Here is a 25794-nt window from a genome sequence, read left to right as displayed (position 1 = left end):
CGATGACCCAGTCTAGCGCCGCAACCTTTCGGCGAAAAGCCTAGCCGGACACACCCATCGTCGCGCGACCGCGAGCGACCAGAGCTTTCAGGTCAGACAGGCTCTGTTTGCCGAACACCGCCTCGTCGCCGCAGATGAAGGTCGGCGTGCCCATCAGCTGCATGTGGTCGCCGAGCGACATCGAGCGTCCGACATGATCGATCACGCGCTGCGACTCCATGTCCTGCTGCAGCTTGTCCAGGTCCAGACCGACCTTCTCTGCGACGCGGAGAACCGTCGGCTCTTCAGCGCGGCCATCCATCTGCATCAACGCGACATGAAAGGCCCAGTATTTGCCCTGATCAAGCGAAGCGAGCGAGGCGCGGGCAGCGAAGTCCGATCCTTCGCCGAAGACGGGCCATTCGCGATAGACCACGCGCAGCTCGGGGTCCGTCGCGATCAATTGCTGAACCACCGGCACCATCTCGCGGCAGAAGGGGCAATTGTAGTCAAAGAATTCAGTCAGCGTGATGTCGCCCTCCGGATTGCCCAACACCGGGGCGGTCGGATCGCGTTCCAGGTCTTTGCGCAGCTCCTCGGGCATCGGGTTCGGGCGATCGGCGCTCTGCGCGCGGGCCGACAGCGTGGTCGCGGCGCAGGCAAGGCTCGCGCCGATCAGGATCTCGCGGCGGCTGTGCATGGGCTTTCCTCTTCTAGCGATGTCACCGAAGCCATATGCGTATTGCGGAATGCGTCGGATGGACAGTCACGATCGGGTGGGGCAGGTCTAGCCGAGCCGTTCGCGTTCCCATTCCGACAGGGCATCGTACGACCTTTCCCGCGCGCGAAGGATCATCTGCCGCGCGGCTGCCCCGCCGCCCATCCCCTCCAGAGCCGACAGGCAATCGATGAGCGTCTCCTGCACCTCGACCAGACCCTTGCCGTCGCGGGCGATGGGCCAGAAGAACGTCTGGTACAGCGCCTCCATCTCGAAGGGGGGGGCGTGAATATGGGGTTTGACCGCCGCTTCCTGTTCTTCACCCGTGTGGGGAATATGCAACCTTTGCAGCACGCGCGTGCCGGCGCGCAGGACTTCGATCGCCGTGCCGGGGTCGTTCACGGCGGGGGAAAGGGCGCGGCTCGCCACTTCGGACAGGACGATCAGACCATAACCCAGATCCTGCTCGAAGCTGCGGGTGGTTCCGATGACGAAGGCTTTGCGCAGGGCTCGCGCCGTCTTGTCGTCCGGGGTCGCCGACAGGCGCAGCAAGGCCTCGCCCTCGTGAACGTATTTCCCGGGCATCCTGCGGATCTCGACGCGCAGGCCGGCCTCGTCAGCGGCCTCGGCCAGTCCGTCGATGTCGAGATAGCGCACATAGCCGCTGGTCTCGGCGCCGAGGATGGGCGCAATATCGCCAAGGGGCGATGGCAGGGGGTTCGCGCCCATGATCGGGTTCAGGCGCATCTTTTCGGCAGCGCCCATCGCTTCGGCCTCGATGCGGACGACGATGTCGCGGACTCGGCCGAAATCGTTGAGATGATTGAACCAGTTGAGCAGCGTGATCGCGATGGTCGCGATGACGCCCAGCGTGGCGAAGAACAGGACCACGCGGGCCTGATCCTGATAGAGACCGGCAGCGATGCCGATGATGCCGACGATGCTGAACAGGAACGAGCCGATGAAGACCGCGACCGCGTTCTGCGCAGAGCTGTCGTCGGCGAGAAGTCGTGTCGCCCGAGGGGTGGCGTTGCTGGTCGCCGATCCATAGGCCTGCACCATAATCGACACCGAGAAGGTGGTGACGGCGAGCATCGACGACGCGATGATGTTCAGGATGCTGTCGACCGATCCCGATGCGAGGTCGACCTTGGGAATATAGGGAACGTAGCGGCCGATGAACGATGCGATGAGCGCGAGGAATATGCCCCCGAGGCTGAACGCAGTGACCCGCACCCACATGCGGCGCGACAATTCCTTGAGGCGGAACAGCAACTTGCTGTCGGTAGGGGCCATGGATCCTCGGCGTGTGACTGGCGCGAGTGTAGGCATGCGGGTGCGCTGGGCACAAGCCGATGCCCGGCCTGCAAGCGGTGGGACATGGCAGTGAGCGAGGACCCGATCTGTCCGCTTTGCCTGCGCCCGATTCCGCCCGGCGTGCCGCAGAGCCGCCATCATCTGGTGCCGAAGCTGCGTGGGGGGAAGGGCGAGGAGACGGTGCTGGTCCACCATATCTGCCACCGGGTGATCCACAAGACGCTGAGCGAGACCGAGCTGGCACGGCACTACGCCACGCCCGAGGCTTTGCGCGGCCACCCTGACCTGCGCCGGTTCTTCGACTGGGTTGCGAAGCGGCCGCCTGGCTGGCGCGGGAAGGTCCGCTGAGAGGTTAAGGAAGGGTTAAATTTCGGGTGGGCACCAGACGTGCGGTGGTCGTGCAACAGCGCAACGGTGCGGGATGCGTTTCGCCCAGCATTTGCTGGGTTTGGTGCTGTGACATCCGTACACAGGGCGTACACAGGCTGTACACAACCTGTACACAGCCTGCGGACGTGCGGTTCGGACTTCGTTAACGGGCGTTGCGATCGGCGCGCACGCGAAGCGTTGGCGCGGGCGGTCTTGGCAGGAGCGTCCGGTGGGGACCATCTGCCCACCGTGATTAGGGCATCCTGCGGTGGGGAAGGTTCGCAGGGGCTGACGCCGGCCGTGGCGATTTTCCGCCGGGAATCAGATGCTTCATGGTAGGGTCGCTGTGCCGGCCCCCGTGTCGGGGCCGGGATTGGGCGGGTGTCGCCCGAAAGCGTTAACGATTTTCTGGGGGTTCACGATGTCACTACGCAGACTTGCCGTCGTCGCGGCCTTGGCGATGGCCGCCGCCGTGCCGGCCGCGGCCGCAACCTACACGTTCGATGTCCGCGTCACCGAAAGCGTCGATACGCCGTCGCTGGGCTTCGTTCTGCCCGGCGTGGGCACGATCGGGACGATCAGCTTCACGCTGGACGCGGCCGCACTGGACGGCGATGGCGACCCGATGACCGGCGTGGGTATCGACATGCCGCTCGATCCGGCCCTTGCCGGTGCCTCTGCCTCGATCGGGGGGCTTGCGTCGATGCTGAGCGATCCGACGGTGTTCGGCTTTCCGAATCGCGCGCGGTTCAGCAACGGCGACTTTTCGAGCATCGCGGTCACGCTGCCCAGCGGAAACTGCGCATCGCTCGGCTGCACCTTCGCGGGCAATTTCAGTGTCTTCGGACCTGCGGGATCCCCAGCGCCGACGACCTTCGCCGATGTCGAGGCGTTCCTGACCAACCCGTTGTCCACGGTCGCCTTCAGCTTCAACGGCACGGCCGTCGGTCAATTCGCAAGCTTCCGGGCGGAAAGCTTCACGGCCGCCCCGGTGCCGTTGCCGGCGACCGGTATGCTGCTGGTCGGCGCACTGGCGGGGCTGGGCGTCTGGCGGCGGCGCAAGGGCGACGCATAGCACCGTCGCCGCGGCAAAGTCTGGGGAAGAGACGGCCCTGAGACCGGCGCACCATGCCGCATGCGGGCCGCGCCACATCATCAACGGTCACGATGGCGTGGTTGCATGACAGCCTCAGGCATCCGTCTGTGCAGGACAGCGACCTTACAAAGCGCGATTCCGGCCGTCATATCGGTGCGACACGAAAGAAGGGATATATCTCATGAAAATCACGATCGCAGCGCTCGCCACGGCCCTGTCGGCCGGTACGGCCTTTGCAGGCGGCTATGTCGCGCCCGTCGTCGAAACCCAACCCGTCGTCGCCGAGCCGGTTGCGACCGTGGCGCCGTCCGACTGGTCGGGCTTCTATGCCGGTCTGCAATACGGTCAGGGCGATGTCGAACTGTCGCTGGACGGTGACTCGGCCGACGAAGATTTCGACGCCTACGGTGTCCACGGCGGCTATCAGCGCGATTTCGGTCGCTTCGTCCTGGGTGGCGAGCTGGACTACAACCGTCTTGATCTCGACCAGGGCGGCGACGGCGACCTGGTCCGCCTGCGCGGCCGCGCGGGCTATGACCTGGGCCGGTTCCTGCCCTACGCGAGCCTGGGTGCGGCGCACATCTCGTCCGACAACGACGGCGCCGATCTGTCCGAAACCGGCCTGGTCTACGGCCTCGGCATGAACTTCAAGGTCAGCGAGCGCTTCACGGTCGGCGCGGAATACACCCGCCACGACTTCAACGACGTGGATGACGTCGACGGCCTCGACCTCGAGGCGGACATGGTCCAGATCCGCGGCTCGATCCGGTTCTAAGACCGGGACGATAGAATAACGAAAAAGCGGCCCAATCGGGCCGCTTTTTTCGTATCTGTCCTATCATCGGCATTTTGCCATAGGTGATGGCGATCTTTGCCGGCGGACGAAGGCTGCAAATTATTAGGAGATATTTGTGCGAGTAGCTTTAAGACGACGATATGCGGCTCGTCGCGAGAATTCAGTGCGCGCCCACCATTGTAGGATTCGGAAAACACGCTTTAAGCTCCATGCAAACGAACGGCTACGATTAATGTAATCGTTCCATTGCGGATGCGATATAGTGGAATAGGGAAGCCACTGAACTTCGCGAACACGAAAACCTTTTTGAAGTGCTCTATGTGTGGTTGCAATTTCCCCAGCGTTCGCGCGTGCTTTATGGTCACCGCTTATGAAGCCGCCCACCTCCTCCAGAGCTTTTCTACGCGCCGCGACCACGGTCATCTGCGCGTGGGTGGGAGGAGCTTTTATCCCAAGATCGTAGAGGTCGGCTATTTCAAAATATTGATTGCAAGTTTCCTTCCAGTCTATCGCAGACCATGACGACATATAGAAGATACATTCACACGCAAGAAATGTGTCAGCAAAGCGGGTCCCATGAATGAACGGGATTAGCCAATTTTCTCTCTTTATTTCACATTCATCTTGAAGAAACAGAAAAAAATCGCAGTCGCTGCGTTGCCGCCAGACTGATTCCCAAGCACCGATATTATAGCCGGAGTTTGGGCGCATCGTAACCGCCACGTCGCTCAGATCGTTAGGAAGTTGCAGCCTTCTTCCGGTGACAGAATTGACAACAATTTCGACTTCGAAGGGTATGCCGGCAGGTATCCTCCGTATCTGACGCAGGAGCGCGATCAGCGGTACGACGTCCCGCGCATCGTAGTGGCAGATTACGACAAGAGGCTTGCGGACGGGGGGTGCATACTCAAAGGCATTGATACGCTGAAAATATGCTAAAACGTTCAGCAATACCTCACCTCGTAAACTTCTTGTACTTCACCCGAGTCGGCTCGATGCTGTCCGGGCCCAGGCGGCGCACCTTGTCTTCTTCATACGCCTCGAAATTGCCCTCGAACCATTCGACATGGGCGTCGCCCTCGAAGGCCAGGATATGCGTGCAGAGGCGGTCGAGGAAGAAGCGGTCGTGGCTGATGATGACCGCGCAGCCGGCGAAATCCTCCAGCGCGGCTTCAAGCGCCTGCAGCGTTTCGACGTCCAAGTCGTTGGTCGGTTCGTCGAGCAGCAGGACGTTGCCGCCGGATTTCAGCAGTTTGGCCATGTGGACGCGGTTGCGTTCGCCGCCCGACAGCTGGCCGACCTTCTTCTGCTGGTCACCGCCCTTGAAGTTGAACGCCGAGCAATAGGCGCGGCTGTTCATCTGCGCGTCGCCCAGCACGATCTGTTCGGCGCCGCCCGAGATCTCCTCCCACACGGTCTTGCCGGCATCCAGCGCGTCGCGGGACTGGTCGACATAGCTGAGATGGACAGTGTCGCCATAGGTGATCTCGCCCTCGTCGGGCTTGTCCTGGCCGGTCAGCATCCGGAACAGCGTCGACTTGCCGGCGCCGTTGGGACCGATCACGCCGACGATGCCGCCGGGGGGCAGGGCGAAGTCCAGCCCCTCGATCAGAAGCTTATCGCCCATCGCCTTCTTCAGGCCCTCGACCTCGATCACCTTGTTGCCGAGACGCTCGCCGTTCGGGATGATGATCTGGGCGCGCGACAGCTTTTCGCGTTCGGATTGGCTGGCCAGTTCGTTATAGGCGTTAATCCGGGCCTTCTGCTTGGCCTGCCGCGCCTTGGCGCCGGCGCGGATCCATTCCAGTTCGCGTTCCAGCGTCTTCTGCTTGGACTTGTCCTCGCGCGATTCCTGTTCCAGCCGCTTGGCCTTCTGTTCCAGCCAGGCGGAATAATTGCCCTCGTACGGGATGCCGCGACCGCGATCCAATTCGAGGATCCAGCTGGTGATGTCGTCAAGGAAATAGCGGTCGTGGGTGACGCAGAGGATCGTGCCCTTGTAGTCAATCAGGTGCTTCTGCAGCCAGGCGATGGTTTCCGCGTCGAGGTGGTTGGTCGGTTCGTCCAGAAGCAGCATGTCGGGCGCTTCGAGAAGCAGCTTGCAGAGCGCGACGCGGCGGCGTTCGCCGCCTGACAGGGTGGACACGTCGGCATCGTCGGGCGGGCAGCGCAAAGCCTCCATCGCGACGTCGATCTGGCTGTCGAGGTCCCAGAGGTTTTCGGCGTCGATCTCGTCCTGCAGCTTCGCCATCTCGTCGGCGGTCTCGTCCGAGTAGTTCATCGCCAGCTCGTTGTAGCGGTCGAGCTTTGACTGCTTGGCCTTCACACCTTCCATGACGTTGCCGCGCACGTTGAGGCTTTCGTCCAGCTCGGGTTCCTGCGGCAGATAGCCGACAGTCGCGCCCTTGGCGGCCCAGGCCTCGCCCGAGAAGTCCTTGTCCCAGCCGGCCATCACGCGCAGCAGCGTCGACTTACCCGCGCCGTTGACGCCGACGACGCCGATCTTGACCCCCGGGAGGAAGTTCAGGCGGATGTTCTCGAACACCTTCTTGCCGCCGGGATAGGTCTTGGACAGGCCGTCCATGTGGTAGACGAATTGATAGGCTGCCATGGCGCTTGCTCCGATTGGGTTTCGCGCTACTTAAGCCGTGGCGGCCCGGAATTGAAGCGCCCGCGCAAAGGATGCGCGGGCGTGGAAGTCCTTGCGGGTGGGGTTTGGGGTCAGCGGCCTTCCCATTCGCGCAGGGTGCCGTCGGGGTTCCACTCGGCCTCGAACCACTGGCCGTCGGCCTCGCCCTCGGCCTCGAACCCGTCGCGGCTGATCTCGACCTTTTCCATCATCGCGTCGGTCGGGAAACGCTCGGCGTTCAGCATGGCCTCGGGCAGGATCGCGGTGACTTCGGACAGCGGGAAAAGCGCGTCGTCGCGCTCTGCCTCGATCTCTTCCAGCGTTCCGTCGCGGTAGAAGTCCAGCTCGACCATCGTTCCGCCCGGCAGCGTGCCGCGCATGTCGGGCCCGCGGCCCTGCGACAGCTGCGGATCGCTGAGCTGCAGCGTCTGGGCGGCCTGCTCCATCGCGGCGTTCATCGTCGCGGCGGTGTCCTGCGCCAGGGCGGGCGCGGCAAAGGCGGTCGCGGCGGCGGCAGCGATCAGAGGGCGGGTGAGGGTCATCAGGGTCTCCTTCGGTTGCGGTGCGGTTCGTGACGCGATCCCGTGCAGACCGCGCACGTGCAAAGAACCGTCCCCACGGGCGACGGTTCCGCATGGCGGTCCTGACATTACTGTCAGCGTGGAACGAGGGTGCCGGCGTCAGCGCGTGAGGGCGAGGAAATCGGCACCGAACGTCTGGGCGAGATAGTCGACCTGAGGCTGCAGACGATCGGCCAGAGCCGCGACCGCCTCGGGCGGCGGCTGCAGGCCGGGCGGGGTCGGGAAGACCCGTTCGCCCATGTTGCGGTAGGGATAGGGATCGATGCCCAGATGCCGCTCGATCTCGTCGATCAGCGCGTCGGGTTCAGCGCCGATGCGGCCGTAGGGCTGGATCATCAGCCGGTCGCCGAAATGGCGCTGCCAGCGGGGGATGTAGTCGGCATAGCGGCCGCGTTCATCCAGGATCGGGTTCTCGACCTCGCGCAGCCAGTCGGAGGTGCTCGTGGGTGCGCGTTTCTCGCGGCGCAGGTTCATGCGCAATTGCGAGATCGCACGATCGACCGGGTGCCGGATGAGATAGATGATCCGCGCACGGTTGAGGAAGTCTGCGACGAATTCGACACCCTCTTCGGGCAGGCAGGAATATTCGGGGCTGAAATCCATCGGTGTCGCGATGGCGGGTGCCGGTGCGAAGATGTCCTTGTACCAGCGGTTGGAATAGATGTGCTTCGCGGTCGCGATCCGGGTCAGGTAATCGTCGAGGCCTGGAGGCAGCGGGATCTGCCGCCGCGCGTGACGGTCGCGGATCTCTTTCGGCTTGGTGCGGTAGTGCCAGTCGATCCAGTACCGCTGCTGCGGCAGAAAGCGGTGGTTGAAGTAATGCGCTTCCTTGAACGGCGGCACCCAGATCTGAGGATGCTGCCCCAGCATCTGTGCGAGCCAGCTGGTTCCCGCCTTCTGCGCACCGATACAGAGCGCGCCGGGCTTGCGCGGTGGGCCGTCGGGATCCCAAGCCGTCAGAGCCGTCCCCACAGATCGTAATCGCCAGCCTCGTCCACGGTGACGCTGACGATATCGCCGGGAGTGAGTTTCTCGAACCCCTCGTCGATGAACAGATTGCCGTCGATTTCGGGCGCGTCGGCCTTGGTGCGGCAGGTGGCGCCCTCGGCATCCACGCTGTCCACGATCACCTTGATCCGCCGTCCGACCTTGGCCGCAAGCTTCGCGGCGCTGATGGCTTGCGCCTTTTCCATGAAGCGGTCGTAGCGGTCCTGCTTGACCTCTGGCGCGACATGGTCGGGCAGCGCGTTGGCGCGGGCGCCGGCGACGTTTTCGTACTGGAAGGCCCCGACACGATCCAGTTGAGCCTCGTCCAGCCAGTCGAGGAGGGTCTGGAACTCGGCCTCTGTCTCGCCCGGATAGCCGACGATGAAGGTCGAGCGCAGAGTGATCTCGGGGCAGACCGAGCGCCACGCCGCGATCTCGTCCAGCGTCTTCGCCGCTGCTGCGGGGCGGGCCATGCGTTTTAGCGTGTCGGGGTGGGCATGCTGGAAGGGGATGTCGAGATAGGGCAGCACCAGACCGTCCGCCATCAGCGGGATCAGGTCGCGCACGAACGGATAGGGATAGACGTAATGGAGCCGCACCCATGCGCCGAGGCTGCCGAGATCGCGGGCGAGGTCCACGATATGGGCGCGGTGGCCGCGTTCAGTTTCGTGCTTGCGGTCCAGCCCGTAGGCGCTGGTGTCCTGGCTGATGACCAGCAATTCCTTGACGCCGGCCTCGACCAGCTTTTCAGCCTCTCGCACCACGGCGTGGGCCGGACGGCTGACCAGACGGCCGCGCATGTCGGGGATGATGCAGAACTTGCACTTGTGATTGCAGCCTTCGGAAATCTTCAGGTAGCTGAAGTGTCGTGGGGTCAGGCTGACGCCGGAGGCGGGCAGAAGATCGATGAAGGGATCGGGTGCGGGCGGGACCGCGCCGTGAACCGCGTCCAGTACCTGTTCGTACTGATGCGGCCCGGTGACGGCCAGCACCTTGGGATGCGCGCCGGTGATGTAGTCGGGTTCCGCGCCGAGGCAGCCGGTGACGATGACGCGGCCGTTTTCGGCCAGCGCCTCGCCGATCGCGTCGAGCGATTCTGCCTTGGCGCTGTCAAGAAAGCCGCAGGTGTTCACGATCACCGCATCGGCGCCCGCGTAGTCGGGGCTGATCGCATACCCTTCGGCCCTGAGGCGGGTCAGGATGCGTTCGCTGTCGACCAGCGCCTTGGGACACCCCAGCGAGACCATGCCGATGGTCGGCTGGCCATCGCGCGCCATCGTGGGGACGGTGGCGCGGGCAAGGTCGGGGCGCAGATCGGGCGGGTTCTGGTGCATCTGCGCGCCATTAGGGGATTTGCGCCGTTCTGGAAAGCCCGGAGCGCGATTGTGTCGCGAGGGTGTGAAACCGTTTGGGCCTGTCTGACGATAAGGTGAGCGGCACCGTCGCACTGCGTCGCCGCTTTGTGTCTTTCAACCAGCGCCCCGCCACAGCAAATATGGATGCCATGACGCCCTTACGCACCCTCGCCACCTGCCTCTTCGCCCTGTCCGCCGCCGTGATGCCGCTGCAGGTGGGCGCGCAGACACCCCCGAACACGATCGATATCCTGAACGATCGCGGCGGCAACGTGCTGCAGGCGATGTCGCGTCGTGCGGAACTGGAGCGCTATCCGGGCCTAGTCCGCATCCGCGGCTATTGCCGGTCGGCCTGCACGATCTACATTACCCTGCCCAACGCCTGTCTCGGCAGTCGCGCGACCGTGGGCTTTCACGCGCCGCGCATCCCCGACACGACGATCATCCCGCCGATGGTGGATCAGATGATGGGACAGTATTACCGCAACGGCATCCGAGACCGCTGGTTCGGCGGCTGGAACCGCAGCCTGAAAATGCACAAGATGAGCGCGCAGGAATATGTGCGCCTCGACCCGCAGACGAAGCTGTGCAGCGAGATCCGGCGCTGAACGTTCGCCCCGATTATTCCCGCAGCCGCCATCCGGTCAGGAAGATCCAGCGGATCGCGGCCATCAGCACGCCGATCATGATCGCGACCGCGACCAGCGAGACGCCGATCGGCACATCGGCCACATCGAAGAACGCCCAGCGGAAGCCAGAGACGAGATAGAGGACGGGGTTCAGCTTCGCCACCTGTTCCCAGAACGGCGGGAGCATGGAGGCCGAGTAAAAGGCGCCGCCCAGAAAGACGAGCGGCGTGATGACCATCATCGGGATGATCTGCAGCTGCTCGAAGTTCTTGGCCCAGAGCCCGATGATGAAGCCCAGAAGCGAGAAGGCGACGGCAGTCATCACCAGGAAGGCGATCATCCAGACCGGATGCGCGATGGTCATGTCCACGAAGAAGAAGCTGGTGGCCAGGATCAGCAGTGCGACTAGGATCGCCTTCAGCGCGGCGGCGCCGACATAGCCCAACGCGACCTCGAGCCAGGCGGTGGGCGAGACGAGGATCTCGTAGATCGTGCCGGCGAATTTCGGAAAGTAGATGCCGAAGCTGGCATTGGCCACGGACTGCTGCAGCACGGTCAGCATCATCAGACCGGGCACGATGAACGCGCCGTAGGAAATGCCTTCGACCGATTGGATGCGGCCGCCGATCGCGGCGCCGAAGACCACGAAATAGAGCGTGGTCGAGATCACGGGGGATGCGATCGACTGCGTGAGCGTGCGGAAGAAGCGCATCATCTCATGCATGAAGATCGCCTGGACGGCGGGCCAGTTCATGCCGTTTTCTCCATCGGCTCGGACGCCTCTTGGGCGTGTTCGTCTTCGTCCACCAGGTCGAGGAACACCTCTTCCAGCGTGGATTGCTTGGTCGAGACGTCACGCACCTTGATGCCCGCGCCCGACAGGTCGGCCAGCAGGCGGGCGATGCCGGTGCGCTCGGCCCGGGTGTCGTAATCGTAACCGAGGCTGCGGCCGTCTTCGGACAGGTCCAGCGCACGGTCTGCGGTGATCTCGGGTGGGATCGCGTCCAGCGGTTCGTAAAGTTCGATCGTCAGGCGCTTCTTGCCGAATTCGCCCATCAGCTCGGCCTTGGGCTTCACCAGAAGCAACTGGCCGTGGTTGATGACGCCGATGCGGTCGGCCATCTCTTCGGCCTCTTCCAGGTAATGCGTGGTCAGGATGATGGTCACGCCTTCCTGCCGCAGGCGGCGGACCACCTGCCACATCTCGCGGCGCAGGGCGACGTCCACGCCCGCCGTCGGCTCGTCAAGGAACAGCACGCGCGGCCGGTGGGCCAGCGCCTTGGCGATCAGGACCCGGCGCTTCATCCCGCCCGACAATTCCTTGATCAGCGAATCGCGCTTGTCCCACAGCGTCAGGCTGCGCAGCACCTGTTCCAGATAGGCGTCGTCCGGCCGCTGGCCATACAGCCCGCGGGTGAAGCGGACCGTGTTCATAACCGTCTCGAACAGTTCGATGGCGATTTCCTGCGGGACGAGGCCGATCATCTTGCGCGCCGCGCGCCAGTCGGTGCGGATGTCGTGACCGCCCACCCGGACGGTGCCGCCGGTCGGGACGACCAGTCCGCAGATGGTCGAGATCAGCGTCGTCTTGCCGGCCCCGTTGGGGCCGAGAAGCGCGATGATCTCGCCTTCCTCGATGGTCAGGCTGACATCGTCCAGCGCCTTGGTGCCGCTGTCATAGGTCTTGGACAGGTGATCGACGTCGATGATCGCGGTCATGGCTGGCTCCTGAAGCTGGCGCGGGGACGCTATTGCGCGGCCACGGGCTTGTCCACTGGACGTTTCTGCTGGCGCAGGGTGAGGGTCAGGACGATGGCGAGCGTCAGGAACCCGGCCGAACCGACCGCGAAGGCGGTGCGATAGCCGTATTGGCCGACCAGCGGCTGCATGACCAGCGGCGACAGGAACTGTCCCAGAAAGATCGCCGACGTGACCAGACCCGATACCAGACCGCGCCGATGGGCCGGGGCGGCGTTCAGGGCGGTGGTGATGAAGGTCGGCATCGCCAGACCGAGACCGGCGCCCACAAGCGCGGTCCCCAGCATCGCGACCGGCAGCGTGGCGGCGCTGGCCAGAAGGCCAAAGCCCAGGATCAGGCCCGAATAACCGGAGACCGGGGTTCCGATCCGGCCAAGGACCGGCCTGAGCCAACCCGAGGCAACCGCCATGATCGCGGCCGCGAACATCATCGATGCCATCGCTTCGCCTGCCTGCACCGGATCGGACAGGCCGAGCGCGGCAAGGTGATAGGGCAGCTGCGTCGGGACCGCGTAGAAGAAGACGAAGGTCAGACCGGGCGCGATCGCCATGATCGCCACGGTCGTCTGCCACCCCGGCTCTCCCTGCACGTCCTGTGCGCCGGGGCCGTGACCCTCGACGGCGGCGGAAGGTTCGGGAAGCGAGCGCCACAGCAGCGGCAGCATCAGCGCCGACAGCCCGTAGATCATGAAGGGCAGGCGGGGATCCTGTGCCGCAAGCATCCCAGCGGTCATTACGAAGACCAGCCCGCCGACATTCGTCGCGGCGATCTGATAGCCCATCAGCCGGCCGCGTGCCGGACCCTCGAAGTAATCGCCGATCAGCGCGGCCTGCGCGACCATGATCGCGGCGACACCGAGACCCAGAATCAGGCGGCTGACCAGGATCGCTTCCAGCGATTGCAGCCACAGACCTGCCGTCCCGGCCAGCGCATAGACGATCAGCCCTGCCATCAGGGGCGGGCGCCGGCCCAGCCGGTCCACGACGGCCCCCGCGAAGGGCGCGACGAGCGCCACCAGAAGCGACGGCGCGGTGATCAGCAGACGCGTGATCAGTTCGGCATTGGGATCGTCACCATACATCGCCTGCAGACCGGGCAGGGCCGGGGTGATCGTCGCGTTCGACATGATCGTCAGCGTGGCGGCCAGCATCAACCCCCACGCGCGCATGTCGCGCAGCAGCGGATCCATCACGCGGCCGCCTTGTCATAGGGTTCCATCGCGCGGGCCGCGACCAGCGCGTCCACCCACCAGCGCAGGCGGTCGCCGAAGACGGCCATCGCGGCTTCGGCGCCGTCCCGCATCTGCGGATCGGTGATCTGGCCCTGTTCGTCGAACTTGCCCCAGGGCATCGCGAAGCTGACCGAATCGCGCAGCGTCATCGCGTGCAGTTCGGCAAAGACCGGGCGCAGCGCCTCGACCGCGCGCAGACCGCCGGAGATGCCGCCATAGCTGACGAAGCCAACGGGCTTGGCCTTCCACTCTGCCTTGATCGAATCGATCAGCGTCTTGAGCTGGCCGGGCGCAGAATGGTTGAATTCGGGCGTGACGACGACATAGCCATCGGCTGGCGCCAGCAGCGTCTGCAGATGCGCGACCGCGTCGGTATCGCCAGTCTGGATCGGCAGAAGTTGCGGGTCGGCTGGATCGACGACCGACACGGTGAAGCCCTGCGCTTCAAGCTGTTTGCGCGTCCAGGCGGTGATCGTGTCGTTCAGCCGACCCTCGCGGATCGAGCCCTGGATGATGGCGATATTGCGTGCCGTCTTCATGCGACGCTCCTTGATCTGTTTTCGGTTAGCCGGCAATGTAGGACCTTAACAATGGTTGAGGGCAAGGCTCAAATCATGAATGATATCAAGACGCATGGCTGTCATGCAGCGACGATGGGTGTGGGCGCCGTCGCGCGACGCAGCGGGCTTTCGGTCTCATCGCTGCATTTCTACGAACGTGAGGGATTGATCCGCTCGACCCGGAACTCGGCCAATCACCGGATGTATTCCCGTGCGACGCTGCGTGTCCTCGCCGTGGTCAAGGCAGGGGTCGAGGCGGGTATTCCCCTGGCCGAGATCCGTCGCGCCCTTGGCCCGGCGCTAGAAGGGCAGCCGATCAGTCGCGCGCATTGGGACAGGATCGTGGCCGGCTGGCGTGCCGATCTGCAGGCGCGGATCGAGAGGCTGACGGTGATCCGTGACCGTCTGACGGGCTGCATCGGCTGCGGCTGCCTGTCGCTGGATTGCTGCGCGGCGGTCAATCCCGGTGACAAGGCAGCCGACATCGGGCCGGGCGCCCATGCGTTCCGCGATTGCGGTGCGGCGCGCGACCGGCTTGCGACACAGGCTGCCGCGGATTAGATAGCGGCCCGATCCGCACGACGAGGGCAACGACATGGCAGGCCATTCCAAATGGGCGAACATCCAGCACCGCAAGGGGCGGCAGGATGCGGCGCGCTCGAAGCTGTTTTCCAAGCTGGCGAAGGAAATCACCGTCGCCGCGAAGATGGGCGATCCCGATCCCGACAAGAATCCGCGGCTGCGTCTGGCGGTCAAAGAAGCGCGCAGCCAGTCGGTTCCGAAGGACGTGATCGACCGCGCGATCAAGAAGTCGCAAGGCGGCGACGCCGAGAACTATGAAGAAATCCGCTACGAGGGTTACGGGCCGAACGGCATCGCCCTGATGGTCGAGGCGATGACCGATAACCGCAATCGCACCGCCTCGAACGTGCGGTCGTATTTCACCAAGCATGGCGGCGATCTGGGCCAGTCGGGCAGCGTGGCCTTCATGTTCGACCGGGTGGGCGAGATCATGTATCCGGCCAGCGTGGGCGATGCGGACACGGTGATGATGGCCGCGATCGAGGCCGGTGCGTCGGATGTCGAAAGCGACGAGGACGGTCACTGGATCTATTGCGCGGACACGGACCTGAACGAGGTCTCGACCGCGCTGGAAGCGGAACTGGGCGAATCCGAGACCGCGAAGCTGATCTGGAAGCCGCAGGCCCCGACCGAGGTTGGTGACGCCGAAACGGCCGCAAAGCTGATGAAGCTGATCGACGCGCTGGAAGACGACGACGACGTCCAGAACGTCACCGGCAATTTCGATCTGAGCGAAGAGGTCGCGGCGCAGCTGTAAGGTCCGCCGATGCCGTCGGCCATCGCGGGGCTGCTGACCGGCCTGTCGCTGATCGTGGCGATCGGCGCGCAGAACGCCTTCGTCCTGAAGCAGGGTCTGATGCGTCAGCACGTGCTGGCGGTCTGCCTGTTCTGCGCAATCTCTGACGCGGTTCTGATCGCGGCGGGCGTCGCGGGCGCAGGCGCGATTGCCGCCCGCGCGCCGTGGTTTCTGATCCTGATGCGGTGGGGCGGGGCGGCCTTCCTGATCTGGTATGGCGCGCGCGCCGCGCTGTCGGCCTGGCGGGGTGGCGAGACCTTGCGCGCGGCCGGTGCGCCGCCCGCGCCGCTTGCGGTCACGCTGACGACCATCGCCGCGCTGACCTGGCTTAATCCGCATGTCTATCTGGACACCGTGGTCCTGCTGGGCTCGATCTCGGCGCAGTCGCCCGACCGGCTGGCCTTCGCGCTTGGCGCGATGAGCGGATCGTTTCTGTTCTTCTTTTCGCTGGGCTACGGGGCGCGGCTGCTGGCGCCGGTCTTTGCGCGGTCGGCGGCGTGGCGCGTGCTCGACGCGCTGATCGCGGCGGTGATGTGGTCGATCGCGGCCGGGCTGATCCTCCACGGCTAGGGGCTTGCGCCCGGCCGGCGAAGGGTTCAACTGGGCGGATGCAGCTTTCCGACATCGCAGCGACACGGGGCCGACTGGGGCGAGACCTTGTCGGTATCGGCTGGATGCTGCTGACCGGGGCCTGCTTCGTCGCCGTCAACGCGATCGTGCGCTGGCTGGACGGATCCGTCCCTGCCCCGCAGGCGGCCTTCATCCGGTTCCTGTTCGGGCTGCTGTTTCTGACACCCACCCTTATCCCCGCGTTGCGGCGCGGTTTCCCGCGCGACGTCTGGCGGCTTTTCGCGGCGCGCGGCATCCTTCATGTCGCCGCGGTGATCGCGTGGTTCTATGCGATGTCGCGGATCACCATCGCCGAAGTCACGGCGATCGGCTTTCTCAATCCCATCGTCGTCACCGTCGGTGCGGCGCTGTTTCTGGGCGAAGCGCTGTCGCGGCGCCGGATCGGGGCGATCACCGTCGCGCTGGTCGGCGCGCTGATCGTCTTGCGACCCGGGTTGCGGACGCTCGATCCCGGCCACCTGTCGCAGGTCGTGGCGGCCCTGTGCTTCGGCGCGTCCTATATCGTGGCCAAGCAACTGACCGGCAAGGCGCCGGCATCAGCCATCGTCGCCGTCCTGTCGCTGACCGTGGCGATCGGGCTTGCGCCCGTCGCCTATGCGGTCTGGGTGCCGCCGACGCTGTTCGAGGTGGGGATGCTGGCGCTGGTCGCCGTTTTCGCCACCGCCGGCCACTACACGATGATGCGCGCTTTCGAGGCGGCGCCCTTGACCGTGACCCAGCCGGTCACGTTCCTGCAGCTTCTCTGGGCGGCGATGCTGGCCTGGTTCGTCTTCGGCGAACCGCTGGACCATTGGGTGATGATCGGTGGGGCGCTGATGATCGGGGCGATCAGCTACATCACCTGGCGCGAGGCGCGGCGTGACGGGGCGGCGCGCACGCCGCCCGTCAGCGCGACCAAGGGCTAGGGCTCGCAGGTTCCCATCGCGGTGTCGAAAGGCTCGTCGCTTTCCGCGAGGGTGCCGTCGTCGATCTGGATCGGACGGAATGGTGGCGTGTCCTGCGCGGCGGGCTGGACTTGGGTCAGGCGGTAGCAGCCGGTGAAGACCGTTGCCTCGCCACCTTCGTCCGTGGCGCGGATCGCGACCGGCACCAGCGAGTGGATCGAGCCTGCGGCCCCTTCGGTCTCGACCGATCCGATGCGCAGTTCCACATCCTCGGTCGTTGCATAGCCGTCGCGGAAGGTTTCATAATCCGGTGCCGTCTCGGACGCGAAATAGGACCAGCCGCGCAGATATTCGCGCCGGTCAATCGCGTTGTAGAGCGAGGTGACCAGCGCCTCGGGGGTCGAGCGGTCGTCGCTGTAATCGGGCACGGTTTCCTGCGCGAAAACGGGTGTCGCGACCAGGGCCAGAAGGGGAAGCATACGAAGCATGATGGGCTCCTTTCCAGCCAAGGCTGCGCCCGCATCAGGGCAGGCGCAAGCCACGCTGTCGCGAGCCTTCCGTGAGCCCTAGCGCAGCGGCCAGAGCGGCGCGTGCCGGTTCACGTCCTTGTAGAGCAGGTAGCGGAATCGCCCCGGCCCGCCCGCGTAGCAGGCCTGCGGGCAGAAGGCGCGGAGCCACATGTAATCGCCGGGTCCGACCTCGACCCAATCACGGTTGAGGCGATAGACCGCCTTCCCCTCCAGCACGAACAGCCCGTGTTCCATCACATGCGTCTCGGCGAAGGGGATCGAGCCGCCGGGCTGGAAGGTCACGATGGTGATGTGCATGTCGTGACGCAGGTCGGCCGGATCGGCAAAGCGCGTCGTGGCCCAGGCCCCGTCCGTGTCGGGCATGACAGAGGGTGCGATGTCCTGTTCCTGCGCGACGATCGGATCGGGCCGGTCCACGCCCGCACAGGGCTGCCAGCGCTTGCGGAACCAGTGAAAGCCCGCAGGACCTTTCGTGCGGTTATAGAGCCGCCAGCGTGTGCCGGGCGGAACGTAAGCGAACCCGCCCGGATGCAACATGTGTTCCTGCCCGTCGATCACCACCTGCAGATCGCCGCCGGTGACGAAGATCGCGTTCTGGATTTCCGGGTCTTCCTCGCAATCGTCGCAGCCGCCGCCTTCGGCCAGTTCGACGACGTACTGGCTGAAGGTCTCGGCAAAGCCGGTCAACGGGCGCGCCAGCATCCACATCCGCATCCCGCGCCAGCCGGGCAGATAGCTGGTGACGATGTCGCGCATGACCGTGCGCGGGATGACCGCATAGGCTTCCGTGAAGACGGCGGTGTCCGTCGTCATCCCGGTCTGCGGCGGCAGGCCCGCGACGGGACCGGCATAGGCGGGGGCGACGCGGGTCGGGATGTCGCCGGTCGGGGCGCCCTTGGGCGGATGATCGTTCATTGCAGAGCCTCATTCAGGCGCAGGGTGGCGATGCGGATTACCTGACGTTCGGCCTCGGCACGCTCGGTGTCGGTGTCGTTTTCGACGCGGCGGACCATCGCTCGCTGGATGCCCGCCTTGTCGTGGTCGCGCACAGCGATGATGAAGGGAAAGCCGTGCTTGGCCTGATAGGCGTCGTTCAGGCGCGTGAATTCCGCGCGTTCGGCGTCGGTCAGCGCGTCCAGACCGGCGCTCGCCTGTTCGGCGGTGCTGTCGGCTGTCAGTTGCTTGGCCGCCGCCAGCTTGCCGGCCAGGTCCGGGTGCGCCGTCAGGACGCCCAGGCGCTGCTCATCCGATGCGGCGCGGAAGACCTGCGCCATCCGTGCCGCAAGGCCGCCGACACTGTCATGCACGGCGCCCATCTCGTCGTCCCAGACCGCTTCGGCGATCCAGGGGGAGTGTTCGTAGATGCTGCCGAATTTTTGAACGAAGCCGTCGCGGTCCATCGCGCTTGGACGGTCCTTCGCGACATAGGGATGCGTGTCCGCCCAATGCCGCGCGATGTCGAGCCGGGATGCGAACCAGACGCCTTCGTGGCTGCGCGCATGATCGAGGAAGCGCTTCAGCGCCATCGCCCTGCCGGGACGCCCGGCAAGCCGGCAATGCAGCCCGATCGACATCATCTTTGGCGCGCCTGCTGCACCTTCGGCGTAGAGGATGTCGAAACTGTCGCGCAGATAGTCGAAGAAATCCGTGCCGGTGCCAAAGCCCTGACCGGATGAAAAGCGCATGTCGTTGGCGTCCATCGTGTAGGGCACCATCAGCTGCGGGCGGCCCTGATGAACGTGCCAGTAGGGCAGTTCATCCGCGATCGTGTCGGCGAGATAGGCGAAGCCGCCTTCCTCGCAGCCAAGGGCCACTGTGTTCATCGAAGTGCGGCCCTGGTAGAAACCGTAGGGACGTTCGCCGGTGACTTGGGTGTGGATGCGGATCGCCTCGGCTATGTGTTCTGCTTCGGTCTCGCGCGGGACGTTGCGATAGTCGATCCATTTCAGTCCGTGGGTCGCGATCTCCCATCCGGCGTCCTGCATCGCCGCGACCTGTTCCGGGCTTCGCTGCAGGGCGGTCGCGACGCCATAAACTGTGACCGGAATGTCTTTCAGCAGGCGGTGCAGTCGCCAGAAACCCGAGCGCGCGCCGTAATCGTAGATCGATTCCATGTTCCAGTGGCGCTGGCCGGGCCAGGGCTGGGCGCCGATGATTTCGGACAGGAACGCTTCGGAGGCGGCATCGCCATGCTCGATGCTGTTCTCGCCGCCCTCTTCGTAGTTGACGACGATCTGGACCGCGATCCGCGCCCCGCCGGGCCATTTCGGATCGGGCGGCGTCTCGCCGTACCCCCTGAGATCGCGGCTGTAGCGCATCATACCCTCCTGTCCCTTGATATGGCGGCATGAAAGCCGCGCGTGCGCGTGATTGGCAAGACCGCCAGGGCAAAAGGCTGTATCAACGATTTGGCGAGGATCGGAACGCCGGTGCATTCTCAACGGCGCATTGAAGGACTTCCGGGTCCGCACGGATTGTCGGGTCGATGCGGCGCGCTAAGCTTCGGCCCCGAGCGAGGGAGGCTTCATTGGACAAATTCTTCAACCTGTCTGCGCATGGGACGAATGCGCGGACCGAGATCATCGCCGGGATCACCACGTTCCTGACGATGGCCTACATCATCTTCGTCAACCCCAACATCCTGTCATCGACCGGCATGGACCGCGACGCGGTCTTCGTGGCGACCTGCCTGGCTGCAGCGATCGGCTCGGCGATCATGGGCTTCTGGGCGAACTGGCCGATCGGCATGGCGCCGGGCATGGGGCTGAACGCCTTCTTCGCCTTCACCGTCGTGGCGGGGATGGGCTTCACCTGGCAGCAGGCACTGGGTGCGGTGTTCATTTCCGGCCTGATCTTCCTGTTTCTGTCGATCACCGGCATCCGGCGCTGGCTGATCGAGGGCATTCCGCGGTCGATGCGCAGCGGCATCGCGGCGGGGATCGGGCTGTTTCTCGCCATCATCGCCATGCAATCGTCCGGCCTTGTCGTGGACAGCCCGGCGACCTTGGTGACACTGGGCGATCTGACCGCGACCGGCACGCTGCTGACCATCGCGGGCTTTGCGATCATCGCGGCGCTGGACGCGCTGCGGGTCAAGGGTGCGATCCTGATCGGCATCCTGGTCATCACGATCGCTTCGATCCTGCTCGGCGTCAGCGAGTTCCGGGGCGTGCTGTCGATGCCGCCGTCGATCGCGCCGACCTTCCTTCAGCTGGACGTACTGGGCGCGCTGAGCTTCGGCATCTTCCACGTCGTGTTGGTCATGGTGCTGGTCGAGGTCTTCGACGCGACCGGCACGCTGATCGGGGTCGCCAAACGCGCGGGTCTGCTGAAGGAAGGGCCGGAGCATTCCAACAAGAATCTCGGCCGTGCGCTGATGGCGGATTCGACCGCGATTCTCGCCGGTTCGATGCTGGGGACATCCTCGACCACAGCCTATGTCGAAAGCGCCTCGGGCGTGCAGGCGGGCGGGCGCACCGGTCTGACCGCGCTGACCATCGCGGCGCTGTTCCTGCTGGCCATGTTCTTCGCGCCGCTGGCGGGCGCCGTGCCGGCCTATGCGACCGCCCCCGCGCTTCTGTACGTGGCGACCCTGATGGCGCGCGAGTTGAGCGAGATCGACTTCGACGACGTGACCGAGGCCGCGCCGGCGATGCTGACGGCGATCGCGATGCCGTTCACCTATTCGATCGCCAACGGGCTTGCCTTCGGCTTCGTCAGCTACGCGGCGCTGAAACTGCTGACCGGTCGCGCGCGCGAGGTGCATCCGGCCACTTGGGTGGTGGCGGCCTTGTTCGTGATGCGCTTCGCCTTCTTCGGCGGCGAGTGATCCCGGCCACCCGTCGCACTTGCGGCGGGTGGGCCTTTGCCTAGTATCGCCGCGACACAAGGATGGGGGCAGGGATGGACGTGATTGCAAAGGCGACATCGATGGTGGGCGCGGCGATGGTCGCGCTGCGTCGTGGGCGCGCACCCACCGACAAGGCGATGGGCAGCGCGCCTGCTATCCCGGCTGCGCGTGCGCAGGGCATCATGACGCTGAAGATGCCGACGGCCCATGGCTGGCCTGAGGGGCGCGTACCGACGGCGGCGCCGGGGCTGAAGGTCAACGCCTTTGCCAGCGGGTTGGAGCATCCGCGCTGGATCGAGGTTCTGCCCAACGGCGACGTGCTGGTGGCCGAAGCGCTGCTGCAGGCCGATCCGCCGAAGAAGCTGATGGACCATGCGATGCAGGCGACGATGCGCCGCGCCGGCGCGATCGGGCGCAGCGCGAACCGCGTGAGCCTGCTGCGCGACCCCGACGGCGACGGCGTGGCGGAAGAGCGACGGACCTTCGTGGAAAACCAGCGGCAGCCCTTTGGCATGGCCCTGGTGGACGGCACCTTCTATCTCGGCAACACCGACGGGATCGTCGCATTCGACTATGCCGATGGCGCCGATCGGCTGGACGGCCCGGGCCGCAAGCTGGTCGACTTCAAGCCGGGCGGTCACTGGACCCGCAGTCTGATCGCCAGTCCCGACGAGACCAAGATTTATGCCGGTGTCGGCTCTTTGTCGAATATCGGCGACGACGGCATGGAAGCCGAAGAAGGCCGCGCGGCGATCTGGGAATACGATATCGTAAGCCGGCAGGCGCGCATCTTCGCGTCCGGCCTTCGCAACCCGGTCGGCACCGCATGGGAGCCGTCGACCGGCAAGCTGTGGACGGTCGTCAACGAACGCGACGGGTTGGGCGACGAGACGCCGCCGGATTACCTGACCTCGGTCAAGGATGGCGGTTTCTACGGCTGGCCCTTCGCCTATTGGGGCGGGATCGTGGATGACCGCGTGCCACAGGACGCAGAGCTTGTCGCGCGCACGATTCAGCCGGATTATGCGCTTGGCGGCCACACCGCGTCGCTGGGTCTGTGCTGGATGCCGGAAGGTACGCTGCCGGGCTTTGGCGCGGGCATGGTGATCGGGCAGCATGGGTCGTGGAACCGATCGACCCTCAGCGGCTACAAGTTGATCTTCGTGCCGTTCGCGGACGGCAAGCCGTCGGGTCCGGCGCGCGACATCCTGTGGGGCTTCCTGTCGGAGGACGAGAAGCTGTCCTACGGACGGCCGGTCGGTGTGAAGGTCGGACCGGATGGCAAGTCGCTGCTGATGGCAGACGATGTGGGCAACGTGATCTGGCGCGTCACGGGCGCGTAGGCGACCTTCGACTGAGCCAGCGCCTAGGCGCCCATCGCCTTCGACAGTTCTTCGGCCGCATCGGCCACGACCACGCCGAGCGTCTTCACGTGCGCCGGGCCGATCCGATGCGAAGGTCCGCTGACGCTGATCCCCGCCACGGCCGCGCCGGTCATGTCGAAGACCGGGGCGGCGATGCAGCGCATACCGCGGGTCCGTTCCTCGTCGTCCACGGCGAAACCTCGATGGCGGGTGCGAGCCATGTCTTCGGCCAGCGCCTCGCGCGTGGTCAGCGTCTGATCCGTGAAACGCTGCAGCGGCGCGTGATCCATCAGCGCGGTCAGGGCATCGTCGCGACCGAAGGCCAGCAACGCCTTGCCGATGCCTGAGGCGTGGAGCGGCGAGCGGGTTCCGGGCGGAAAGAAGGCGCGGATCGTCTCATGCGTTTCGGCCTGGCTGACGAACATGACGGAATCGCCGTGCAGGATGCCCAGGTTCGCCGTTTCGCCGGTGGATTCCATGAGCTGGCGCAGAACGGGGCGCGCCCGCTCGACGATCCCGGACCGCCGCATGAAGGCAGAGCCGAGCCGGAAGGTCGCCGCGCCGATGAACCAGCCCTGCGTCACCGGGTCCGTCTCGGCGATGCCGCGAGCGGCCAGCGTGGTCAGGACGCGGTGGACGGTCGAGGGCGACTGGCCCATCCGCTCAGCGATCTCGGTGAGCGTCAGGCCGTTCGAGGCGGCGAGCAGGTCCAGCACGTCGAGCGCCCGGTCGAGCGCCTGGATCGTTCCGCTTCCCTCGGGCGTGCTGCGCGGACGCCCACGCTTTCGATTCGTCTCGGCCAAGGCTGCCTCCTTTGTCGGGTGCGGACCGTAGAGGCAAAATGCCCTTCGGCAAGTGGAAAAAGGCAAGCTTCTGTTTTGGCTCAGTTATCGAGCTAATTTCCGTCAAACGGAAAATATTTTCAGAAAAATTGCATGCGTTGCAGGCATTCGGTAGATTGTGCGCAATCCAAGGAGGACACCCCATGACCAGCCAGAATCCAGTCTTCATTCCCGGCCCGACGAACCTGCCCGAGGTTCTGCGCAAGGCCATCGACATGCCGACCATCGACCACCGCAGCCCGGTCTTCGGCGAGATCCTGAAGCCTGCGCTGGACGGTGTGAAAAAGGTGCTGAAGACGACCAAGGGTCAGGTTTTCCTGTTCCCCGCCACTGGCACCGCCGGGTGGGAGGTCGCGCTGTCGAACACGCTGTCTGCGGGCGACAAGGTCCTGGCCGCGCGCAACGGCATGTTCAGCCACCGCTGGATCGACATGTGCCAGCGTCACGGCCTGGACGTCACCATCGTCGAGACGCCATGGGGCGACGGTATTCCCGCCGATCGCTTCGCCGAGATCCTGAAGGGCGACACCGGTCACCAGATCAAGGCGGTTCTGGCGACGCACAACGAGACCGCGACCGGCGTCAAGTCCGACATCGCCGCGGTTCGCCGTGCGATGGACGATGCGGGACACCCCGCGTTGCTGTTCGTCGACGGCGTCAGCTCGATCGGGTCCATGGACTTCCGCATGGATGAATGGGGCGTCGATGTCGCGGTGACGGGCAGCCAGAAGGGCTTCATGCTGCCGCCGGGTCTGGCCATCACCGGCTTTTCGCCCAAGGCGATCGAGGCGATCGGTCAGGCGACCCTGCCGCGGACCTATTTCGACATCCGCGACATGATGGGCAGTTATTCCAAGAACAGCTTCCCCTACACGCCGCCGGTCGGCCTGATCAACGGCATCAAGGTCGCGTCCGACATGCTGCTGGCCGAGGGTCTGGAAAACGTCTTCGACCGCCATCACCGCATCGCGGAGGGCGTGCGTCAAGCCGTCTCCGCTTGGGGACTGAAGCTGTGCGCGACGAGCCCCAAGGTCTATTCGGACACGGTCAGCGCGATCTATGTGCCCGACGGTTTCGACGCCAATCAGGTCGTCGGTCATGCGCTGAAAACCTATGGCGTTGCGTTCGGCACCGGGTTGGGCGAAGTTGCGGGCAAGGCGTTCCGCATCGGCCATCTGGGTCAGCTCAGCGACGTGCTGGCCCTGTCCGGGATCGCCACCGCCGAGATGGTCATGGCCGATCTGGGCCTGCCGGTGAAACTGGGCTCGGGCGTCGCGGCGGCACAGGAACATTACCGCCAGACGGCCGTTGGGACGCAGCGGAAGGCTGCTTGAGAGCGTAGGATGAGAGACGACCACATGGACATCCCGACCTATGACGACATGCTGGCCGCGGAAGAGCGGATCAGGCCGCATATCCGGCGCACGCCGATCCGGACGTCGGATTATCTGAACGAACTGACCGGGGCGCAGCTGTTCTTCAAATGCGAGAACTTCCAGGAGCCGGGCGCCTTCAAGGTTCGTGGCGCCAGCAACGCAGTCTTCGGTCTGGATGAGGAGCAGGCCAAGCTGGGCGTGGCCACCCATTCCAGCGGCAACCACGCCTCGTGCCTGTCCTACGCAGCGATGAGGCGGGGCATTCCCTGCAACGTCGTGATGCCGCGCACCGCGCCGCAGGCGAAGAAGGACACCGTGCGTCGCTATGGCGGCAAGATCACGGAATGCGAACCTTCGACCTCGTCGCGCGAGGAAACCTTCGCCAAGGTTCAGGCAGAAACTGGCGGCGATTTCGTCCACCCCTATAACGACCCCCGCGTGATTGCGGGACAGGGGACCTGTTCCAAGGAGTTCATGGAACAGACCGACGGGCTGGATATGGTGGTGGCCCCGATTGGCGGCGGTGGCATGATCTCGGGGACCTGTCTGACGCTGTCGACGCTGGCGCCCGAAACGAAGGTGATTGCGGCCGAACCCGAACAGGCGGACGACGCCTATCGCAGCTTCAAGGCCGGGCACATCATCGCCGACGATGCTCCGAAGACGATCGCGGACGGGCTTCTGGTTCCGCTGAAGGATCTGACGTGGCACTTTGTCAAGAACCACGTCTCGGACATCTATACCGCGTCCGAAGAAGAAATCATCGACGCGATGAAGCTGAGCTGGAAGCATTTGCGCATGGTCATCGAACCCAGCTGCGCGGTGCCGTTGGCCATCATCCTGAAGAACAAGGACGCCTTCGCGGGCAAGCGCGTGGGTGTCGTCATCACCGGCGGCAATGTCGATCTCGACAAGCTGCCCTGGAACTGAGGAG

Annotated in this window: 27 protein-coding genes; 12 read left to right on the top strand and 15 right to left on the bottom strand. The window is 64.9% G+C overall.

Annotated elements, in window-relative coordinates:
* Positions 1-40: 40 nt before the first annotated feature.
* Both MLD63_RS10600 and MLD63_RS10595 read right to left on the bottom strand, forming a co-directional pair.
* The gene (locus tag MLD63_RS10600) at positions 41-679 is read right to left on the bottom strand and encodes a DsbA family protein (protein ID WP_255329871.1); all 639 of its coding nucleotides are present in this window, start codon (positions 677-679) and stop codon (positions 41-43) included.
* A gap of 87 nt (positions 680-766) precedes the next feature.
* Positions 767-1993, bottom strand: coding sequence for a DUF2254 domain-containing protein (locus MLD63_RS10595; RefSeq protein WP_255329870.1), 1227 nt, complete (start codon positions 1991-1993; stop codon positions 767-769).
* A gap of 84 nt (positions 1994-2077) precedes the next feature.
* Here MLD63_RS10595 and MLD63_RS10590 point away from each other — a divergent pair, with 84 nt between their 5' ends.
* The 3 genes from MLD63_RS10590 to MLD63_RS10580 all read left to right on the top strand — a co-directional run bounded on the left by MLD63_RS10590 (position 2078) and on the right by MLD63_RS10580 (position 4254).
* Complete coding sequence (locus MLD63_RS10590) at positions 2078-2362, top strand: HNH endonuclease (protein ID WP_255329869.1); 285 nt, start codon at positions 2078-2080, stop codon at positions 2360-2362.
* 442 nt (positions 2363-2804) lie between these two features.
* Positions 2805-3458 (top strand): VPLPA-CTERM sorting domain-containing protein, encoded by a 654-nt coding sequence (locus tag MLD63_RS10585; protein WP_255329868.1) that lies wholly within the window; start codon positions 2805-2807, stop codon positions 3456-3458.
* 202 nt (positions 3459-3660) lie between these two features.
* Positions 3661-4254 carry an outer membrane protein gene (locus tag MLD63_RS10580; RefSeq protein ID WP_255329867.1) on the top strand — a complete coding sequence of 198 codons (594 nt, stop codon included), beginning with the start codon at positions 3661-3663 and terminating at the stop codon, positions 4252-4254.
* A 123-nt stretch (positions 4255-4377) separates the two neighbouring features.
* Here MLD63_RS10580 and MLD63_RS10575 read toward each other — a convergent pair whose 3' ends face one another.
* From MLD63_RS10575 to rimO, 5 genes are all read right to left on the bottom strand, one after another.
* Positions 4378-5226, bottom strand: a complete 849-nt coding sequence (locus tag MLD63_RS10575) for a glycosyltransferase family 2 protein (protein WP_255329866.1) — start codon at positions 5224-5226, stop codon at positions 4378-4380.
* A 4-nt stretch (positions 5227-5230) separates the two neighbouring features.
* A complete protein-coding gene (gene ettA / locus MLD63_RS10570; protein ID WP_255329865.1) occupies positions 5231-6886 on the bottom strand; it encodes an energy-dependent translational throttle protein EttA in 1656 nt (551 codons plus the stop codon).
* A gap of 110 nt (positions 6887-6996) precedes the next feature.
* On the bottom strand, positions 6997-7446 hold the full coding sequence (locus tag MLD63_RS10565; RefSeq protein ID WP_255329864.1) for a hypothetical protein: 450 nt from the start codon (positions 7444-7446) through the stop codon (positions 6997-6999).
* 138 nt (positions 7447-7584) lie between these two features.
* Positions 7585-8457 (bottom strand): sulfotransferase family protein, encoded by an 873-nt coding sequence (locus MLD63_RS10560; RefSeq protein WP_255329863.1) that lies wholly within the window; start codon positions 8455-8457, stop codon positions 7585-7587.
* Positions 8442-9806 carry a 30S ribosomal protein S12 methylthiotransferase RimO gene (gene rimO, locus MLD63_RS10555; protein ID WP_255329862.1) on the bottom strand — a complete coding sequence of 455 codons (1365 nt, stop codon included), beginning with the start codon at positions 9804-9806 and terminating at the stop codon, positions 8442-8444. The genes MLD63_RS10560 and rimO overlap by 16 nt, the downstream gene beginning before the upstream one ends.
* 170 nt (positions 9807-9976) lie before the next feature.
* On the opposite strand from rimO, the gene MLD63_RS10550 reads away from it, so the two are divergent.
* The gene (locus MLD63_RS10550; RefSeq protein ID WP_255329861.1) at positions 9977-10435 is read left to right on the top strand and encodes a hypothetical protein; all 459 of its coding nucleotides are present in this window, start codon (positions 9977-9979) and stop codon (positions 10433-10435) included.
* Between the two features lie 13 nt (positions 10436-10448).
* On the opposite strand, the gene MLD63_RS10545 is transcribed toward MLD63_RS10550, so the two are convergent.
* From MLD63_RS10545 to MLD63_RS10530, 4 genes are read right to left on the bottom strand one after another with little or no spacing between them, the layout of a single operon-like run.
* Positions 10449-11210: an ABC transporter permease gene (locus MLD63_RS10545; RefSeq protein ID WP_255329860.1), complete on the bottom strand. Its 762-nt coding sequence runs from the start codon at positions 11208-11210 to the stop codon at positions 10449-10451.
* Positions 11207-12175, bottom strand: a complete 969-nt coding sequence (locus tag MLD63_RS10540) for an ABC transporter ATP-binding protein (protein ID WP_255329859.1) — start codon at positions 12173-12175, stop codon at positions 11207-11209. Before MLD63_RS10540 ends, MLD63_RS10545 begins: the two co-directional genes overlap by 4 nt.
* Before the next feature lie 29 nt (positions 12176-12204).
* Positions 12205-13404 carry an MFS transporter gene (locus tag MLD63_RS10535; protein WP_255329858.1) on the bottom strand — a complete coding sequence of 400 codons (1200 nt, stop codon included), beginning with the start codon at positions 13402-13404 and terminating at the stop codon, positions 12205-12207.
* On the bottom strand, positions 13404-13985 hold the full coding sequence (locus MLD63_RS10530; protein ID WP_255329857.1) for an NADPH-dependent FMN reductase: 582 nt from the start codon (positions 13983-13985) through the stop codon (positions 13404-13406). The genes MLD63_RS10535 and MLD63_RS10530 overlap by 1 nt, the downstream gene beginning before the upstream one ends.
* Positions 13986-14060: 75 nt before the next feature.
* Here MLD63_RS10530 and soxR point away from each other — a divergent pair, with 75 nt between their 5' ends.
* The 4 genes from soxR to MLD63_RS10510 are packed head-to-tail and all read left to right on the top strand — an operon-like array spanning position 14061 to position 16919.
* Positions 14061-14567, top strand: coding sequence for a redox-sensitive transcriptional activator SoxR (gene soxR / locus MLD63_RS10525; RefSeq protein ID WP_255329856.1), 507 nt, complete (start codon positions 14061-14063; stop codon positions 14565-14567).
* A gap of 34 nt (positions 14568-14601) precedes the next feature.
* Positions 14602-15345, top strand: a complete 744-nt coding sequence (locus tag MLD63_RS10520; RefSeq protein ID WP_255329855.1) for a YebC/PmpR family DNA-binding transcriptional regulator — start codon at positions 14602-14604, stop codon at positions 15343-15345.
* Positions 15346-15354: 9 nt separating this feature from the next.
* Positions 15355-15954, top strand: coding sequence for a LysE/ArgO family amino acid transporter (locus tag MLD63_RS10515; protein ID WP_255329854.1), 600 nt, complete (start codon positions 15355-15357; stop codon positions 15952-15954).
* 38 nt (positions 15955-15992) lie between these two features.
* Entirely contained in the window at positions 15993-16919 is a 927-nt protein-coding gene (locus tag MLD63_RS10510; RefSeq protein WP_439957649.1) for a DMT family transporter, read from the top strand.
* Here MLD63_RS10510 and MLD63_RS10505 read toward each other — a convergent pair.
* From MLD63_RS10505 to puuE, 3 genes are all read right to left on the bottom strand, one after another.
* A complete protein-coding gene (locus MLD63_RS10505) occupies positions 16916-17386 on the bottom strand; it encodes a hypothetical protein (protein ID WP_255329853.1) in 471 nt (156 codons plus the stop codon). The two genes, MLD63_RS10510 and MLD63_RS10505, sit on opposite strands and share 4 nt — an antisense overlap.
* Positions 17387-17464: 78 nt before the next feature.
* Positions 17465-18343 carry a bifunctional allantoicase/(S)-ureidoglycine aminohydrolase gene (locus MLD63_RS10500; protein WP_255329852.1) on the bottom strand — a complete coding sequence of 293 codons (879 nt, stop codon included), beginning with the start codon at positions 18341-18343 and terminating at the stop codon, positions 17465-17467.
* On the bottom strand, positions 18340-19746 hold the full coding sequence (gene puuE / locus MLD63_RS10495; RefSeq protein ID WP_255329851.1) for an allantoinase PuuE: 1407 nt from the start codon (positions 19744-19746) through the stop codon (positions 18340-18342). The genes MLD63_RS10500 and puuE overlap by 4 nt, the downstream gene beginning before the upstream one ends.
* Positions 19747-19955: 209 nt before the next feature.
* Between puuE and MLD63_RS10490 the strand changes: the two genes are divergently transcribed.
* Positions 19956-21257 (top strand): NCS2 family permease, encoded by a 1302-nt coding sequence (locus MLD63_RS10490; protein ID WP_255329850.1) that lies wholly within the window; start codon positions 19956-19958, stop codon positions 21255-21257.
* A gap of 74 nt (positions 21258-21331) precedes the next feature.
* Positions 21332-22621 carry a PQQ-dependent sugar dehydrogenase gene (locus MLD63_RS10485; protein ID WP_255329849.1) on the top strand — a complete coding sequence of 430 codons (1290 nt, stop codon included), beginning with the start codon at positions 21332-21334 and terminating at the stop codon, positions 22619-22621.
* A gap of 23 nt (positions 22622-22644) precedes the next feature.
* Here MLD63_RS10485 and bhcR read toward each other — a convergent pair whose 3' ends face one another.
* Complete coding sequence (bhcR, locus tag MLD63_RS10480) at positions 22645-23445, bottom strand: HTH-type transcriptional regulator BhcR (protein WP_255329848.1); 801 nt, start codon at positions 23443-23445, stop codon at positions 22645-22647.
* A 182-nt stretch (positions 23446-23627) separates the two neighbouring features.
* Here bhcR and bhcA point away from each other — a divergent pair, with 182 nt between their 5' ends.
* Positions 23628-24818: an L-aspartate--glyoxylate aminotransferase BhcA gene (gene bhcA / locus MLD63_RS10475; RefSeq protein WP_255329847.1), complete on the top strand. Its 1191-nt coding sequence runs from the start codon at positions 23628-23630 to the stop codon at positions 24816-24818.
* A 9-nt stretch (positions 24819-24827) separates the two neighbouring features.
* Positions 24828-25790 (top strand): beta-hydroxyaspartate dehydratase BhcB, encoded by a 963-nt coding sequence (bhcB, locus tag MLD63_RS10470; RefSeq protein ID WP_255329846.1) that lies wholly within the window; start codon positions 24828-24830, stop codon positions 25788-25790.
* Positions 25791-25794: the final 4 nt, after the last annotated feature.

The sequence above is a fragment of the Paracoccus albicereus genome (assembly GCF_024359525.1).
Classification (GTDB): domain Bacteria; phylum Pseudomonadota; class Alphaproteobacteria; order Rhodobacterales; family Rhodobacteraceae; genus Paracoccus; species Paracoccus albicereus.
The sequence above is the reverse complement of the archived record's forward strand: the minus strand, read 5'-3'. Positions and strand labels throughout refer to the sequence as shown.

Excerpts from the sequence above, each read along its gene's own strand:
- MLD63_RS10600 (WP_255329871.1), bottom strand. The coding sequence starts at position 679 with ATGCACAGCCGCCGCGAGATCCTGATCGGCGCGAGCCTTGCCTGCGCC.
- MLD63_RS10595 (WP_255329870.1), bottom strand. The coding sequence starts at position 1,993 with ATGGCCCCTACCGACAGCAAGTTGCTGTTCCGCCTCAAGGAATTGTCG.
- MLD63_RS10590 (WP_255329869.1), top strand. The coding sequence starts at position 2,078 with ATGGCAGTGAGCGAGGACCCGATCTGTCCGCTTTGCCTGCGCCCGATT.
- MLD63_RS10585 (WP_255329868.1), top strand. The coding sequence starts at position 2,805 with ATGTCACTACGCAGACTTGCCGTCGTCGCGGCCTTGGCGATGGCCGCC.
- MLD63_RS10580 (WP_255329867.1), top strand. The coding sequence starts at position 3,661 with ATGAAAATCACGATCGCAGCGCTCGCCACGGCCCTGTCGGCCGGTACG.
- ettA (WP_255329865.1), bottom strand. The coding sequence starts at position 6,886 with ATGGCAGCCTATCAATTCGTCTACCACATGGACGGCCTGTCCAAGACC.
- MLD63_RS10565 (WP_255329864.1), bottom strand. The coding sequence starts at position 7,446 with ATGACCCTCACCCGCCCTCTGATCGCTGCCGCCGCCGCGACCGCCTTT.
- rimO (WP_255329862.1), bottom strand. The coding sequence starts at position 9,806 with ATGCACCAGAACCCGCCCGATCTGCGCCCCGACCTTGCCCGCGCCACC.
- MLD63_RS10550 (WP_255329861.1), top strand. The coding sequence starts at position 9,977 with ATGACGCCCTTACGCACCCTCGCCACCTGCCTCTTCGCCCTGTCCGCC.
- MLD63_RS10545 (WP_255329860.1), bottom strand. The coding sequence starts at position 11,210 with ATGAACTGGCCCGCCGTCCAGGCGATCTTCATGCATGAGATGATGCGC.
- MLD63_RS10540 (WP_255329859.1), bottom strand. The coding sequence starts at position 12,175 with ATGACCGCGATCATCGACGTCGATCACCTGTCCAAGACCTATGACAGC.
- MLD63_RS10535 (WP_255329858.1), bottom strand. The coding sequence starts at position 13,404 with ATGGATCCGCTGCTGCGCGACATGCGCGCGTGGGGGTTGATGCTGGCC.
- MLD63_RS10530 (WP_255329857.1), bottom strand. The coding sequence starts at position 13,985 with ATGAAGACGGCACGCAATATCGCCATCATCCAGGGCTCGATCCGCGAG.
- soxR (WP_255329856.1), top strand. The coding sequence starts at position 14,061 with ATGAATGATATCAAGACGCATGGCTGTCATGCAGCGACGATGGGTGTG.
- MLD63_RS10520 (WP_255329855.1), top strand. The coding sequence starts at position 14,602 with ATGGCAGGCCATTCCAAATGGGCGAACATCCAGCACCGCAAGGGGCGG.
- MLD63_RS10515 (WP_255329854.1), top strand. The coding sequence starts at position 15,355 with ATGCCGTCGGCCATCGCGGGGCTGCTGACCGGCCTGTCGCTGATCGTG.
- MLD63_RS10510 (WP_439957649.1), top strand. The coding sequence starts at position 15,993 with ATGCAGCTTTCCGACATCGCAGCGACACGGGGCCGACTGGGGCGAGAC.
- MLD63_RS10505 (WP_255329853.1), bottom strand. The coding sequence starts at position 17,386 with ATGCTTCGTATGCTTCCCCTTCTGGCCCTGGTCGCGACACCCGTTTTC.
- MLD63_RS10500 (WP_255329852.1), bottom strand. The coding sequence starts at position 18,343 with ATGAACGATCATCCGCCCAAGGGCGCCCCGACCGGCGACATCCCGACC.
- puuE (WP_255329851.1), bottom strand. The coding sequence starts at position 19,746 with ATGCGCTACAGCCGCGATCTCAGGGGGTACGGCGAGACGCCGCCCGAT.
- MLD63_RS10485 (WP_255329849.1), top strand. The coding sequence starts at position 21,332 with ATGGACGTGATTGCAAAGGCGACATCGATGGTGGGCGCGGCGATGGTC.
- bhcA (WP_255329847.1), top strand. The coding sequence starts at position 23,628 with ATGACCAGCCAGAATCCAGTCTTCATTCCCGGCCCGACGAACCTGCCC.
- bhcB (WP_255329846.1), top strand. The coding sequence starts at position 24,828 with ATGAGAGACGACCACATGGACATCCCGACCTATGACGACATGCTGGCC.